This window comes from Amycolatopsis dongchuanensis (assembly GCF_039542405.1).
Classification (GTDB): Bacteria; Actinomycetota; Actinomycetes; order Mycobacteriales; family Pseudonocardiaceae; genus Amycolatopsis_E; species Amycolatopsis_E sacchari.
The window spans coordinates 1-12933 of sequence record NZ_BAABIB010000124.1; the positions used below are offsets into that span (position 1 = coordinate 1).

Here is a 12933-nt window from a genome sequence, read left to right on the forward strand (position 1 = left end):
GGGGGCCGGGGGGCGGAGGCCTGGCGCCTAGGCCGCCTCCGATCGGGGCGGGGCCGCCGGGCCCGCTGTGCCTGCCACCGGGCCGCCTCCCGCCGCGGCGGGCGCCGGGGCCGGAGTACCTGCCGCTGGGGCCTGGCGCCAGGGCCGGGGTGCCGGGGTGCCGGGGTGCCAGGCTGCGCCGCCTCTCGCCAGGGGCCGGAATGCCTCCTCCCGCCGGGGCCGAGGGTGCCTGCCGCCGGGGCGGGGGCCAGGATCGCGCGCGGCCCGGGCGGTAGCGGGCGCGGCCACGGGGAGCTGCTTCCGGTTGCCTCCCGCCGAGCCCAGCCCCGCGGTCGCATGTGGCGATCGCGCCCTGCCCGCCCGGTACCGGAGGCGCTGCCCCTGGAGCGGTTTCCCGGTAACTCCCGCCGAGGCCCCTGCCTCGCGGCCGGAGGACGGCACCGACCGCCGCCTGCCCAGCGCCACCCCGACGACTGCCCGCCCACTCCAGCGACAATCGCCCGGCGAAGGCCACCGCCCGGCGCTACCCCTGAGACGCCCCAGCAGGCGGCACCTCCGGATCATCGTCCGCAGGGGGTTCCGGATCGCGCCATTCTTCGGCGCGGCTGGGGCCGTTGCCTTGCAGCATGCCCCGCAGCTCGGCCTTCATCGCGTCGTCCTCGCGGGGGCTGTTCTTGTCGCTGCCGCGCTCCATCAGCGCGCTCCCTTCAGCGGGTCGTGCCCCAGCGACATCAGGCGGTGCCGCCAGTTCTCCTGTCCCGCGGTCGGTTCCAGGTCGTCCCGCCGTTCGGCGTGGATCCGGTCGACGACCTTCCGCATCACGCGCTCGTCGTCATCCGTGAGGTCCACGCGGCGCTTCTGCAGGATGTCCAGCACGTGCCTGCCGGTCTGCGTCCCCGCCTGGTCCGGCAGCTCCTCGGCGTCCGGCTCGGCGGACCGCACCCGCAGCCACTCGCTCAGTTCCCGCGAGGACATGTTGACGACGCGGTGGAACTCGTCCCACAGCTCCTGGTCGACCTCGACGTGGTGGACCATGCTCACCTCCTGGTGACGAGCTTCTTGATCAACAGCACCAGCAGCACCGCCGCGCCGACCGCCGCACCGGTGGTGAGCGCGGCACGCTGCGTGGTGTGCGCGGTCTCCTTGACCTTTTCGGCCAGCGCCTCGGCGGTCTCACCCAGCTCCTGCCGGGTCAGCTCGGCGTCCAGGCGCGCCTGTTCCGCGTTGCGCGGGAACGTGTCAGGCTCGGGCATTGCCGTGCCCCCTCTGCTTCACGATCTCGACGTCCTTCTGCACACCCGCCGCGGCCTCCTCGGGGATCGGCGGCACCGCGGCCTTCAGCTGCCTCGTACCGACGAGCCCGGCGATCCCGGCGACGACCAGCAGCGCACCGCCGATGATCACCGCGGCCGCCCAGCCGGGCAGGACGAGCGCGAGCCCGAGCACGGCCGCCGCGATCAGCACCGCCGCACCGAAGAACGCCGTGATTCCCGCGAAACCGGCGAGCCCGGCGCCGAGGCCGGCATGCCTGCCCTTCTGCTTCAGCTCCTCGGTGGCCAGACGCAGCTCGTCCCGCACGAGACGGCGCATCTGCTCGGACAGGTCCTGGATCAGCTGCGCGATCGAGCGGTCCTCGACCGCCGTCGACCCGCGACCGGCTGTGTCACTCATCGTCGTCTCCTCCAAGTCGCCTCTGGCGACCGGCTACCCGGGGACGACGAGCACTAATCGTGAGGGGTGCTGGCCTGCGACGCCTTTTCCGAAGGCGTTTCCTGCGCCTCCGAATGCGGCACCGTCTTGCCCGTCAGCGTGATGTGCCCCTCTTCGTGCAGGCGGTCGATCATGTGCGGGTAGTGCAGCTCGAAAGCAGGCCGCTCGGAGCGGATCCTCGGCAGCTCAAGGAAGTTGTGCCGCGGCGGCGGGCACGTCGTGGCCCACTCCAGCGAGTTGCCGAAGCCCCAGGGATCGTCCACTTCGACCGGATCACCGAAACGGTAGCTGCGGACCACGTTGTAGATGAACGGCAGCATCGACGCGCCGAGGATGAACGCGCCGATCGTCGAAATGGTGTTCAGCACCGTGAAACCGTCCGAAGGCAGGTAGTCCGCGTACCGCCGCGGCATGCCCTCGTCACCGAGCCAGTGCTGCACGAGGAAAGTCGTGTGGAACCCGATGAACGTGGTCCAGAAATGCAGTTTCGCCAGCGGTTCGTTGAGCATCCGGCCGGTCATCTTCGGGAACCAGAAGTACACCCCGGCGAACGTCGCGAACACGATCGTGCCGAACAGCACGTAGTGGAAGTGCGCCACCACGAAGTAACTGTCGTGGATGTGGAAGTCCAGCGGCGGCGACGCGAGGATGATCCCGGTCAGCCCGCCCAGCAGGAACGTGACGAGGAACCCGACCGACCACAGCATCGGGCTCTCGAACGAGATCCGGCCCTTCCACATCGTGCCGATCCAGTTGAAGAACTTGATGCCCGTCGGCACCGCGATGAGGAACGTCATGAACGAGAAGAACGGCAGCAGCACCGCGCCGGTGGCGAACATGTGGTGCGCCCACACCGCGAACGAAAGCGCGGTGATGCCGATCGTCGCGAACACCATCAGCCGGTACCCGAACAACGGTTTCCTGCTGAACACGGGAATGATCTCGGTGACGATCCCGAAATAGGGCAGCGCGATGATGTAGACCTCGGGGTGGCCGAAGAACCAGAACAGGTGCTGCCACAGTATCGCCCCGCCGTTCGCCGGGTCGAGCGCGTGCGCGCCGATCAGCCGGTCGGCCAGCAGCGCGAACAGCGCCGCCGTGAGGATCGGGAACACCGCGAGCACCAGGATCGACGTGAACAGGATGTTCCAGGTGAAAATGGGCATCCGCCACATAGTCATCCCGGGACACCGCAGGCACACGATCGTCGTGACCATGTTGACCGCGCCGAGGATCGTGCCGAGACCGGACACGATGAGGCCCGCCGCCCACATGTTGCCGCCGATACCCGGCGAATGCGTGAAGTCCGAAAGCGGGGTGTACGCCGTCCAACCGAAATCGGCCGCGCCTCCCGGCGTGGCGAACGACGACAACACGATCAGCCCGCCGAACAGGAACAGCCAGTAGGAGAACGCGTTCAGGCGCGGGAACGCCACATCGGGAGAACCGATCTGCAACGGCAGGATCAGGTTGGCGAACGCGAACACGTTGGGCGTCGCGTACAGCAGCAGCATGATCGTGCCGTGCATGGTGAACAGCTGGTTGTACTGCTCGTTGGACAGGAACTGCAGCCCCGGCCTGGCCAGTTCACCGCGCATGAGCAGGGCGAGCGACCCGCCGACGACGAAGAAGCCCAGCGAGGTGAACAGGTACATCATCCCGATCTTCTTGTGATCGGTGGTGCGCATGAGGTCGAGCAGCATGCGGCCCCGCCGGTGCCGCGCCGGCAGCTCGTACCTGTTCCCCAGGACGATGGGCCGGGCCCGCAATTCCGTCATCCGAAATCCTCGCCTTCGTCGCACTCGCTGCCGACCGGGCTTACCCACTGTCCTCCGGACTCAAAAGTGAATCAAGACCCCAGTCCGTAGGTGGCGAACGCGCTGCGGATGACCGGCTGGGCGACGTTGCGGACCCGGACCCCGCCGGGGGTCACGCCCTGTTCGCAGCCGAAGTGCGCGTGCCCGTGGACCGCCAGGTCCACACCGCACTCGTCGATCACCTCGCCCAGCTGGTAACAGCCGAGGAAGGGGTAGATCTCGGGCGGTTCGCCCCGCAGCGTTTCGGGGATCGGCGAATAGTGCGTCAAAGCGATCTTCACGTCCGTGTCGAGACCGCGCAGCGCTTCCCGCAACCGCTCGGACCGCTCGATCGTGTGACCCACGAAGGCCTTCATCTCGCGTTCGCCGAAATTGCTCGCGCATTTCCCGGCGAATCCCCCACCGAATCCCTTGACGCCCGCGATGCCGAGCCGCTGGTCCCCGACGTCGATCGTCACCGCGTCCCCTTCGAGCACCCGGATGCCGTGGTCCTCCAGCAGCTTGGCGATGTCGTCGGCGGCGTCGCCGTGGTGGTCGTGGTTGCCCAGCACCGCGACGACGGGCACCGGCAGGTCGGCGAACTCCTCGGCGGCCACGCGCGCCTCGTCGAGCGCGCCGTGCCGGGTCAGGTCCCCCGCCAGCAGCAGCACGTCGGCGTGCCCGCCCAGCTTGTCCAGCGCGGGGCGCAGCTGCCCCCGCGCGTCCTCACCGAGGTGCACGTCCCCGACGGCAGCGATCCGGATCACCGCAGCTCCTCCCGTCGTGCCGGTTCGCGGGTGTCGGACACCCGCACGTCGTTGTGCAGCTCCACGTCGGGGACCACCTCGGCGAGCACCTGTTCGAGCTCGGCGCGCCGCTGCTCGGTGGCGACCTCGCCGGAGAGGTGCACGTGGTCCCCGCGCACGTTGACCCGCACGCCCAGTTCGGCCGTGCGCGGGTCCTCGGCCAGCGCACGCCGCACGTGCGCGACCCGGTACTGCGGGCTCTGTTCGGGCTCGGTCATGATGCCGTCCTCTCGGCCTCGGCTGTGTCCGCCGTGTCGGCTGTGTCGGCTATGGAAAGCGCTTCCAGCAGGGTCAGGAACGAGCGGGCGTACGGCGACTCGGCGGTTTCCACGGCGACCCGGTCCCAGTCGACCTGTTCCCGCAGGTCACGGGCGATCGTCAGGAGCGGGGTGAAGTCGCAGCGGTGCGCGTCGAGCACCAGCAGCTTGTCCACCATGAGGTCGGTGCCGGTGACCACCTTCGCGAGCGCGGGGCCGACCCGCATCCGCTCGGCCCTGTCCAGCACGTCGTCGAGCTGGGGACGGTAGTTGGGCCGGAAGATGAGGTCGACCAGCACGTCGCCGTCGTAGACCTTGGTGAGCCAGTCCTCCGGCGGCTCCTCGGGGCGCATGCCCGCGTCGACGAGCGCCCGCTGCGCCGCCCGCACGTCCGCCTCGCGGACGAACACGTCGACGTCGTGGTCCGAGGAGGGGCCGCCGCGGGCGTAGACCGCGCACCCTCCCGCCACCGCGAAGTCGATGTCCGCCGCGGCCAGGGTGTTCACCACCTTCGTCAGCGTGTGGAGCAGGCTCTTCTCGTCCATTCCGCTGGGCTACCCGGCCCTGACCACGGGAAAACTCGGTCCACTTTGGACTCGGGGGGCCCGGGTTTCCGGCTCCGGCGGCGAGGGTAAACCCCGTCCGTGACGAGGAGTATGGGGTGAGAAGTCCGATGCGAAGCCGTGCGGAGATCACGCTCGGAAGAAGCCCGGAGGCACCACGCAGAGCCCGCCGGTTCGTCGACGGGGTGTGCCTCGACTGGCGCATCACCTCGGTCACCCCGGACGCGGAGACCGTCGCGAGCGAGCTGGTGGAGAACACCCTCCGGCACACCGGGTCCACCCCGCTGCTGACACTGGAGCTCGACCGCGGGGAGCTGACCGTGGCGGTCACCGACGACAGCCCCGAGCGGGCCTTCGTGCGGGCCGGCGGGGCGCAGGGCGGCTTCGGGCTGAGGATGGTCGAGCAGGCGGCCAAGGACTGGGGCTGCACGCCCTCGGAGCGCGGCGGGAAGACCGTCTGGGCGACGCTCGTCGCGTAAGATCTTTCACGAATTACCGCGTGTAGCAGGGGCTTTACCCGACTCAGCGCCTTGCGGGCCCGCCATCGGAGTCCGTACGGTCGAGGGTGAGCGGTTGAAGACGCAGCCTCTTCCCCACCCCTCGACAAGATCGGGAGACGCCGTGCACACACTGAACGACGTCCGGATCGAGGCGGAACTCCGCCAGGATGGCATCCTGCTGGCCCGCACGGCCGGTGAGCTGGACGCACTGGGCGCCCCCGTCCTGCGCGACTACCTCGACACCGGGCTCGGCACCTCGGACTTCGTCCTCGACCTCGAGGACGTCACCTTCCTCGGCTCGTCCGGGCTGCAGGTCCTGCTCGACACCGACGCCGCCGCCACGCGGCGGGGCCAGCGCTGGGCGGTGGTCGGCAGCCACCGCGCCGTGACCCGTCCGATCGAGCTCACCGGGCTGGCCGGCCTGCTGCCCCTCCGCCCCGACGTGCCCGCCGCGATCAGCTGGCTGACGCTGCCGCGGCCCGCGGCCGCCACGCACTGACCGTCCGGTCCGGACACGCCGCGAGCACGTCCGAGGGCGTGATCCGCAGCAGCCCGGGGTCCGGTTCGTCCGCGAACGGGTCGGCGAAGCTGCCCCGCCACAGCACGGCGTGCCGGTCCCCGGTGCCGGGCGGCGGCCCCCACTGGGCAGGGGTGACCGGCCCGAACAGCAGGACCGAAGGCGTGCCGTAGGCCGTGGCGAGGTGCCCGGCCCCGGTGTCGCCGCAGATGACGAGCGAGGCTCCGGCGACGAGCGCCGCGAACTCCGGCACGCTCGTCCGCCCGGCGAGCACCGCCTCCTCCCCCAGCCCGGCGCCCGTCGCCACCGCACGCGCCAGCTCCGCCTCACCGGCGCTGCCGGTCACGACGACCTGCCGTCCCTCCGCCGCGAGCGCGCGGGCGACCGCCGCGAAGCGGTCCGCGGGCCAGCGCCGCGAGCCGTAGGCCGCGCCGGGGTGCACGACGACCGCGCCGGGAGCCGGGCTCACGACGTCCGATTTCGCGATCGCCAGGTCGTACCGGTCGGCGCGGATGCCGTGGTAGCCCAGCAGTTCGCACCACCGTTGCACCTCGTGCACGTCCCGCCGCCAGGCGGGCCCGGCGAGCGTGGGGTGCACGGGATGCGCGTGCGTCAGCAGCCGCGCCGGACGCGTCGCGAGGAGGTCGTCGATGCTCTGCGGGCCACTGCCGTGCAGGTTGACGGCCACCTCCGGCGGCGGTCCCGGCCAGCGCAGGTCGCCGAGCCCGGTCGTGGGCAGCACGTCGTCCACGGCGCCGGTGAGCGCGGCGAGCGGGCGCAGGCCCGCGGGCGCGGCGAGGGTGAGGCGCGCCCGCGGGAAGGCCCGGCGCAGCCCGCGCAGCGCGGGCACGGACACGAGCAGGTCACCCATGCCCAGTGCCCGCAGCACCAGCACGTCCGTCACGGCCAGGAGCCCTCTTCGGACGCGGCGACGACCAGTTCCCTGACCTCGCACCCGGCGGGCTGGGACAACGCGAACAGCACGGCCTTCGCCACGTTCTCCGGGTGGTTGAGCTTCGCGTCCGCCGGCGGTTTGTACTGCTCGTCGCGGTTGTCGAAGAACGCCGTGTGCATCCCGCCGGGGATCAGCAGGGTCACGCCGACCTCGCCCGCGGTCTCCGCGGCGAGCGCCCGCGTGAAGCCGACGACCCCCCACTTCGAAGCGCAGTACGCGGTCGCGTCGCTGACGGCCTTGATGCCCAGGGTCGAGGCGACGGTGATCACCTTGCCGTGCGAGCGCTTCAGGTGCGGCAGCGCGGCACGCACGACCGCGGCCGTGCCGAACAGGTTGAGCTGCACGACGCGTTCCCAGTCCGAAGTGGACACCGAGTCGAGCTTGCCGGGCGTGTCGATCCCGGCCGCGGTGAACACCGCGTCCAGCCCGCCCGCCGTTTCGGCGATCTCGTGCACGGCACGCTCGGTGGCGGCGGTGTCGGTCAGGTCCACCGGCACGTACGGCACGTCGGCGGCAGGCGGCTTCAGGTCGAGCACGAGCGGCTGCCCGCCCGCCTGCGCGACCGCCTCGACGGTCGCGGCGCCCAGTCCGGACGCGCCACCGGTGATCAGCACCTTGCCGGGGTTACCCATGGGAGACTCCCTCCAGAAGTCGGGTCGTCGAATAGCCGTCGACGAACGGAACCAGCACGATCTCGCCGCCGTGCGCACGCACGACCTCGGCCTCGGGCAGCTCGGTGCCCGCGTAGTCGCCGCCCTTCACCCACACGTCCGGCCGGATCTTCTCCAGCAGCGCGGCGGGTGAGGACTCTTCGAACACCGCGACCGCGTCGACGGACTCCAGCGCGGCGAGCACCCGCACCCGGTCGGCCGCGGGCACGACGGGCCGCGTCGGGCCCTTGAGCCGGCGCACGGAGGCGTCGGAGTTCACGCACACGATGAGCGCGTCACCCAGCGAACGGGCGTGCCGCAGCAACGACACGTGCCCGGGGTGCAGCAGGTCGAAGCAGCCGCCCGTGGCCACCAGCCGCCCGCCCCGGCGCCGGACGCGCTCGGCGAACTCCAGCGCGTCGCTCACCGGCTCGGGCTCGGTCTCGTCGACGGGCTGGGACACGGCGGTCGCCGCGCCCGCGGCGACGAACCGCGCGGCGGACTCGACGGCCGTCGCGACGGCGTCGGCCAGCGGCGCGCCCTCGAACAGGGCGGCGGTGGCGGCACTGGCGAACCGGTCACCCGCGCCGCACGTGTCGGGCCGCAGGCTCGCGGCGACCTTCGCGGAGTTCGGGATCGGCACGCGGCGCACACCGTCACCCGAGGCGAGCACGGCACCCTTCGAGCCGAGCGTGACGGCGACCGCGTGCGCGTTCCACTTGTCGCGCAAGGCTTTCGCCAGCTCGTCCGGGTCGGCGTCGGCACCGGAGAACTTCACGGCCTCGCTGTCGTTGGGCGTCACGAGCCGGGCGCCCGGCACGGGTGCGCCGCCGCGCGGGTGCGGGTCCCACACCACCGGCACGCGCGTGGCCGCCTCGGCCAGCAGCTCCCGGATCTGCGGGTGGTCCGCCACACCACGGCCGTAGTCGGCGACCAGGACCGCGCCGGCGCCCCGCAGCACCGAAACCGTGCGGTCGTCGAGCGCGCGCCGGGAGGCGCGGCCGCCGCCCCGGTCGAGCCGGGCGACCGACTGCTGGGCCGCGCGGATGCGGGTCTTGCACGGGGTTTCGCCGTCGAGCGGCTGCGTGCACAGCTCGACCTCGCCCTCCAGCAGGGAGGCGAGCCGGGCGCCGCTCTCGTCGGCGCCGATCGCGGTGATGAGCACGACCTCGGCTGCTGAGCGGGCGGCGAGCAGCGCCGCGAGCCCGGCACCGCCGGGACGCTGCCACTCGCGCCCGACGTCGACCACGGGCACCGGCGCTTCCGGGCACAGGCGTTCGGAGGTGCCCTCGACGTCGATGTCGAGCAGCGCGTCGCCGACCACCACCAGCGGCCCGCTCACGAGGGCACTCCCAGCGCGTCGTCGAGCGCCGCGCACAGCCCGTGCACGACTGCCAGGTGCGCCTCCTGCACAGTGCCCGTGCGCTCGGCGTCGATGGTGATCGCGTCGTCGCACAGCGAGGCGAGGTCGTTCGGCGCGGGGCCGGTGAGCGCCCACGTCGTCATGCCGATCTCGTGCGCCGCCTTCACCGCGAGGATCACGTTCTGGCTGCGGCCGCTGGTGGACAGCGCCACCAGCACGTCACGGGGACGGCCGTGCGCCCGCACCTGCCGGGCGAACACCTCGTGCTCGCCGTAGTCGTTGACGATCGCGGTCGTCGCCGACGTGTCGCCGTGCAGCGCGATGGCGGACAACGGCTGCCGGTCGTTGACGAACCGGCCCACCAGCTCGCCGGTCAGATGCTGGGCCTCCGCCGCGCTGCCGCCGTTGCCGCACGCCAGCAGCCTGCCGCCGCGTGCGAAGACGTCGGCGAGATGTCGGCCCCAGGCCTCGATCCTCGGCGCGTCCGCGCTCAGCCTCAGCATGGCGTCGGACAACGCTCCGAACCGCTCTTCGATCACGCTGCACCTCCTAGTTTCTCGACGGCCTGGCAGACGTCCTCGGGCATCACGCCGGCCAGGCACGGGTGCCCGGGTACCGGGCAGACGCGCGCACGGGTGTCCCGGCACGGCGCGTCCTGGTCCCCGAGCAGCACGACGGGCACCCCGTACGGCGCCCACCGCTCCGCTGGCACCACGGGGGCGAACAGCGACACCACGGGGGTGCCGACGGCCGCCGCGAGGTGCGCGGGTCCGGTGTTGGGGGCGACGAGCGCCCTGGCCCCGGCCAGGACCGCCGCCAGTTCGGCGAAGGTGGTCGCCCCGGTGAGGTCCACCGCGGTGTCCCCGGCGACCCGGGCGGTCAGCGCCGCCTCCCCGCGGCCGCCGGTGACGACGACCCGGTAACCGCTTTCCGCCAGCAACCGCACGGCTTCGGCGTTGTGCTCCGCGGGCCACTGCCGCGCGGGCACCGAGGCCGCCGGGTGCACCACCACGTAGCCGGGTTCGCCGACCAGGTGGGAGACGTCGGGCAGCGGGCGCCGGACGGCGAGCCTGCCGTCGTCGCCGGGCGGCAGCTCGAAACCGGCCGCTCGCGCCAGAGAAAGCGCTCTCTCGGGTTCGGGCGGATCGCCGTCCACGCGGTGGCGCAGGTCCAGCAGCGCACCCGGGTAGTCCTCGCTGATGGCGCCGATCCACGGCACCCCGCACTCGCGCAACAGCAGCGCGAGCGGCAGCGCGGACTGGTGGAACGACGTGAAGATCAACGCCTTGTCGAAGTTCCCGGCACGCACGCGGTCGCGCAGCTCGTCCAGGTGCTCGCGCGTGATCGCGGGCGGTTCGGGGTCGATCCAGGGTGCGCACCACGTGACGACCTCGTCGACGCCGGGCAGCACCTCGGCGGCGGCGCGGCCGTGCGGTCCGGCGAGCATCGTCACCGAGTCCGCCCCCGCCGCGACGGCCCGCACGGCAGGCCCCGTGATCAGCACGTCACCCGCGTTGTCCAGGCGTGCCACCAAAACCTTCACCACGACCGCTCCCCTATCGCCAGCCCGACCGCTTCCACGAGGTCCCGCGCCACGTGCGGCGCCGACCGGACCTCCTCCTCCCGCGTGCGGGAGGTCGGCACGAGGATGCCGGTCGCCCCGGCCGCCCGCGCGGCCTCGACGTCGGCACCGATGTCCCCGATCACCACGCAGTCCCGCGGCCGGACGCCCAGGGCCCGCGCGGCCTGCCGGACCAGGCCGGGCTTCGGCTTGCGGCAGGCGCAGCCGTCGGCCTCGCCGTGCACGCACACCTGCCACGTGCCGAACGGCCCGAGCAGTTCCTCGACCCTGGCGTTGACCTCGGCGAGCTGGCCGGGCGTGATGAGCCCGCGCGCGATCCCGGACTGGTTGCTGACGATGCCGACCGGCACGCCGGCTTCGCGCAGCCGCCGCAGCACCTGCTCGGCGCCGGGCATCGGCCGCACGAGCTTCGGGTCGTTGAGGTAGGGCTCGTTGACGATGATCGTGTCGTCGCGGTCGAACAGGATCGCCCGCGGTGTCCGTGGCTTCTCCCGCAGTGCGGAGATTTCCCCGTAGAGCCGGGAAAACACGGCGGCGGGCGGGATCAGCGCACTGGTGACCGCCATCCGCGCCACCTCCGCGCGGGAGCGCGGGCCGGGCAGGATGCGGCGCAGCGCGGAGTCGACGGTGAGTCCCAGCCAGGCCGCGCCCGCGGCCGCCGCTCCCTCCGGTTTGCGGGCCACCGCCAGCCCGGCGGTCGCGAATCCAGCGGCCGTGGCGAGGAGGTGCCTGCCCAGCGGAGCGGCAGGCGTGCCGTGCTTCCGGCGCAGCAGCGCGGCGTCGGCGTGGACGCGTTGTTCCAGGACACTGGCGAAGAAGCCGCGCTGCCGCGAAGGGCGCAGCGCCAGCCGCGCGCCGTGCTCGACGTCGAACCCCGCACGCCGCAGCCGCTCGACGAAATCCGCTCCCGGGGCGGAAAGCCGGTCGTCGAACCCGCCCAGCGCGGCCAGAACCTCGTGGCGGCAAGCGAAATCGGCCAGGCTCCAGCCGTGGGCGTGTTCGGCGTCGCGGCGCTCGTCCTCGGTGGGGCGGCGGCCGCCGGTGGCGGGCGGGACGACGAGGTGTCCCCGCGAGGCGGCCACCCGCGCCGGCAGCGCGGTGAGGTCGACGGTGAGGCGTTCGCGCCAGTCGGCGGGCAGCCGCACGTCCTCGTCAAGGAAGACGACCCATGCAGTGTTCGCGGCCCGCCAGCCGTCGTTGCGCGTCCCGCCGGGCAACACCCGTACCGGCAGGGAAATCTCGGGGGTCTCGGTGGGCGTGCCGACCACGAGCACCTCGGCGGGTGCGGGGCCGGTACCCGAGTCGAGAGAGGCCAGGAGGGCCCGCAACGACGCCCGGCCCGCAGTCGGCACGACGACGGTGTAACCGGCTCCGGTCATCCGCATGGTCACCTCCTTCTCCTCCGACTGCTACCCGGCGCAGCGACTTCTAAACAGCGGCGAGCCCGCACCGGAATCCGGGGAGCGGGGTGGGATGCCTTCACCTGCCGCCATTCCGCACCACGCGGGAAAAATCCGTGCGGTGGATGCGCATGGTCCGGCCTACCAGCCGTGATAGCCCGAAAGAGGACACCCCGGGCGACCAGCGGAAAAACACGGCCGCTATTCGGATCCGCGAATTTTCCGGATCTTCTTCCGGCTCGCCCTGTGTTTATCGGCGCACACGGAGCGTGTCCCCCGGTTGTCCCCTCTCCCACAGCAGCTCTGTTACCCCTCGTGGCGACTTCTCAAACGGAGTGGAGTGACTTCTGCCGCTGACCTCACCGCGCCCGAAAAGAGGAGAAATCCGAGGAATAGCCAGGCCCGCAAGGGGAAGCCCCACCGGGCACGCGCAGAGCGCACGGCGAGCGAAGGGACAGGATCCAGTGTTCAGGCACACCAAGATGTTGCAGTTCGAAGCCAAGCCGGAGCGGCCGGACCCGGTGTTCGCGCACAAGCTGCAGGAGCTCATCGGCGGGGCGTTCGGTGAGATGACCGTGACGATGCAGTACCTGTTCCAGGGGTGGAACTGCCGCATCGAGGGCAAGTACAAGGACCTCATCATGGACACCGCCACCGAGGAGATCGGGCACGTCGAGATGCTCGCGACGATGGTGGCGCGGCTGCTGGAAGGCGCCCCGGCCACGGCGACCGCGGAGGCGGTCAAGGACCCGGTCATGGCGGCGGTGATCGGCGGGATGGACCCGCAGCAGGCCATCGTCGCTGGTGGGGGTGCGTTGCCCGCGGACTCCAACG

Annotated in this window: 17 protein-coding genes; 3 read left to right on the plus strand and 14 right to left on the minus strand. The window is 72.0% G+C overall.

Going from position 1 to position 12933, the window contains the following annotated elements:
• Nucleotides 1-523 precede the first annotated feature (523 nt).
• The 8 genes from ABFX51_RS31305 to ABFX51_RS31340 form a co-directional block, all read right to left on the minus strand.
• Nucleotides 524-694 (minus strand): hypothetical protein, encoded by a 171-nt coding sequence (locus ABFX51_RS31305; protein ID WP_346055857.1) that lies wholly within the window; start codon nt 692-694, stop codon nt 524-526.
• The gene (locus tag ABFX51_RS31310; RefSeq protein ID WP_091513073.1) at nt 694-1035 is read right to left on the minus strand and encodes a DUF3140 domain-containing protein; all 342 of its coding nucleotides are present in this window, start codon (nt 1033-1035) and stop codon (nt 694-696) included. The genes ABFX51_RS31305 and ABFX51_RS31310 overlap by 1 nt, the downstream gene beginning before the upstream one ends.
• 2 nt (nt 1036-1037) lie before the next feature.
• Nucleotides 1038-1253, minus strand: coding sequence for a DUF3618 domain-containing protein (locus tag ABFX51_RS31315; protein ID WP_346055858.1), 216 nt, complete (start codon nt 1251-1253; stop codon nt 1038-1040).
• The gene (locus tag ABFX51_RS31320) at nt 1240-1671 is read right to left on the minus strand and encodes a phage holin family protein (protein ID WP_346055859.1); all 432 of its coding nucleotides are present in this window, start codon (nt 1669-1671) and stop codon (nt 1240-1242) included. Before ABFX51_RS31320 ends, ABFX51_RS31315 begins: the two co-directional genes overlap by 14 nt.
• 53 nt (nt 1672-1724) lie before the next feature.
• Nucleotides 1725-3488: an aa3-type cytochrome oxidase subunit I gene (gene ctaD / locus ABFX51_RS31325; protein ID WP_091513066.1), complete on the minus strand. Its 1764-nt coding sequence runs from the start codon at nt 3486-3488 to the stop codon at nt 1725-1727.
• A 71-nt stretch (nt 3489-3559) separates the two neighbouring features.
• Nucleotides 3560-4273: a metallophosphoesterase family protein gene (locus ABFX51_RS31330; protein ID WP_346055861.1), complete on the minus strand. Its 714-nt coding sequence runs from the start codon at nt 4271-4273 to the stop codon at nt 3560-3562.
• Nucleotides 4270-4530 carry a BON domain-containing protein gene (locus ABFX51_RS31335; RefSeq protein WP_091513063.1) on the minus strand — a complete coding sequence of 87 codons (261 nt, stop codon included), beginning with the start codon at nt 4528-4530 and terminating at the stop codon, nt 4270-4272. Before ABFX51_RS31335 ends, ABFX51_RS31330 begins: the two co-directional genes overlap by 4 nt.
• Nucleotides 4527-5114: a nucleotidyltransferase family protein gene (locus ABFX51_RS31340; protein ID WP_346055862.1), complete on the minus strand. Its 588-nt coding sequence runs from the start codon at nt 5112-5114 to the stop codon at nt 4527-4529. The genes ABFX51_RS31335 and ABFX51_RS31340 overlap by 4 nt, the downstream gene beginning before the upstream one ends.
• Nucleotides 5115-5242: 128 nt before the next feature.
• Between ABFX51_RS31340 and ABFX51_RS31345 the strand changes: the two genes are divergently transcribed.
• Nucleotides 5243-5611, plus strand: a complete 369-nt coding sequence (locus ABFX51_RS31345; RefSeq protein WP_091513057.1) for an ATP-binding protein — start codon at nt 5243-5245, stop codon at nt 5609-5611.
• Between the two features lie 142 nt (nt 5612-5753).
• Entirely contained in the window at nt 5754-6131 is a 378-nt protein-coding gene (locus tag ABFX51_RS31350) for an anti-sigma factor antagonist (RefSeq protein WP_346055863.1), read from the plus strand.
• Here the strand turns inward: ABFX51_RS31350 and ABFX51_RS31355 are convergent.
• Genes ABFX51_RS31355 through ABFX51_RS31380 form a run of 6 tightly spaced genes read right to left on the minus strand, consistent with a single transcriptional unit; the run spans nt 6088 to nt 12084 of the window.
• Entirely contained in the window at nt 6088-7020 is a 933-nt protein-coding gene (locus tag ABFX51_RS31355) for a glycosyltransferase family 9 protein (RefSeq protein ID WP_428832519.1), read from the minus strand. The genes ABFX51_RS31350 and ABFX51_RS31355 overlap by 44 nt on opposite strands.
• A 29-nt stretch (nt 7021-7049) precedes the next feature.
• Nucleotides 7050-7736, minus strand: coding sequence for an SDR family oxidoreductase (locus ABFX51_RS31360; RefSeq protein WP_091513052.1), 687 nt, complete (start codon nt 7734-7736; stop codon nt 7050-7052).
• Entirely contained in the window at nt 7729-9096 is a 1368-nt protein-coding gene (gene rfaE2 / locus ABFX51_RS31365; protein ID WP_346055864.1) for a D-glycero-beta-D-manno-heptose 1-phosphate adenylyltransferase, read from the minus strand. Before rfaE2 ends, ABFX51_RS31360 begins: the two co-directional genes overlap by 8 nt.
• The gene (locus tag ABFX51_RS31370; protein ID WP_177228885.1) at nt 9093-9656 is read right to left on the minus strand and encodes a D-sedoheptulose-7-phosphate isomerase; all 564 of its coding nucleotides are present in this window, start codon (nt 9654-9656) and stop codon (nt 9093-9095) included. The genes rfaE2 and ABFX51_RS31370 overlap by 4 nt, the downstream gene beginning before the upstream one ends.
• On the minus strand, nt 9653-10663 hold the full coding sequence (locus ABFX51_RS31375) for a glycosyltransferase family 9 protein (protein ID WP_346055865.1): 1011 nt from the start codon (nt 10661-10663) through the stop codon (nt 9653-9655). The genes ABFX51_RS31370 and ABFX51_RS31375 overlap by 4 nt, the downstream gene beginning before the upstream one ends.
• Entirely contained in the window at nt 10657-12084 is a 1428-nt protein-coding gene (locus ABFX51_RS31380) for an HAD-IIIA family hydrolase (protein ID WP_346055866.1), read from the minus strand. Before ABFX51_RS31380 ends, ABFX51_RS31375 begins: the two co-directional genes overlap by 7 nt.
• A 479-nt stretch (nt 12085-12563) precedes the next feature.
• Between ABFX51_RS31380 and ABFX51_RS31385 the strand changes: the two genes are divergently transcribed.
• The coding region (locus ABFX51_RS31385; protein WP_346055867.1) for a manganese catalase family protein at nt 12564-12933 on the plus strand (370 nt) is incomplete at its 3' end.

Excerpts from the sequence above, each read along its gene's own strand:
- ABFX51_RS31305 (WP_346055857.1), bottom strand. The coding sequence starts at position 694 with ATGGAGCGCGGCAGCGACAAGAACAGCCCCCGCGAGGACGACGCGATG.
- ABFX51_RS31310 (WP_091513073.1), bottom strand. The coding sequence starts at position 1,035 with ATGGTCCACCACGTCGAGGTCGACCAGGAGCTGTGGGACGAGTTCCAC.
- ABFX51_RS31315 (WP_346055858.1), bottom strand. The coding sequence starts at position 1,253 with ATGCCCGAGCCTGACACGTTCCCGCGCAACGCGGAACAGGCGCGCCTG.
- ABFX51_RS31320 (WP_346055859.1), bottom strand. The coding sequence starts at position 1,671 with ATGAGTGACACAGCCGGTCGCGGGTCGACGGCGGTCGAGGACCGCTCG.
- ctaD (WP_091513066.1), bottom strand. The coding sequence starts at position 3,488 with ATGACGGAATTGCGGGCCCGGCCCATCGTCCTGGGGAACAGGTACGAG.
- ABFX51_RS31335 (WP_091513063.1), bottom strand. The coding sequence starts at position 4,530 with ATGACCGAGCCCGAACAGAGCCCGCAGTACCGGGTCGCGCACGTGCGG.
- ABFX51_RS31340 (WP_346055862.1), bottom strand. The coding sequence starts at position 5,114 with ATGGACGAGAAGAGCCTGCTCCACACGCTGACGAAGGTGGTGAACACC.
- ABFX51_RS31345 (WP_091513057.1), top strand. The coding sequence starts at position 5,243 with ATGCGAAGCCGTGCGGAGATCACGCTCGGAAGAAGCCCGGAGGCACCA.
- ABFX51_RS31355 (WP_428832519.1), bottom strand. The coding sequence starts at position 7,020 with ATGGGTGACCTGCTCGTGTCCGTGCCCGCGCTGCGCGGGCTGCGCCGG.
- ABFX51_RS31360 (WP_091513052.1), bottom strand. The coding sequence starts at position 7,736 with ATGGGTAACCCCGGCAAGGTGCTGATCACCGGTGGCGCGTCCGGACTG.
- ABFX51_RS31380 (WP_346055866.1), bottom strand. The coding sequence starts at position 12,084 with ATGCGGATGACCGGAGCCGGTTACACCGTCGTCGTGCCGACTGCGGGC.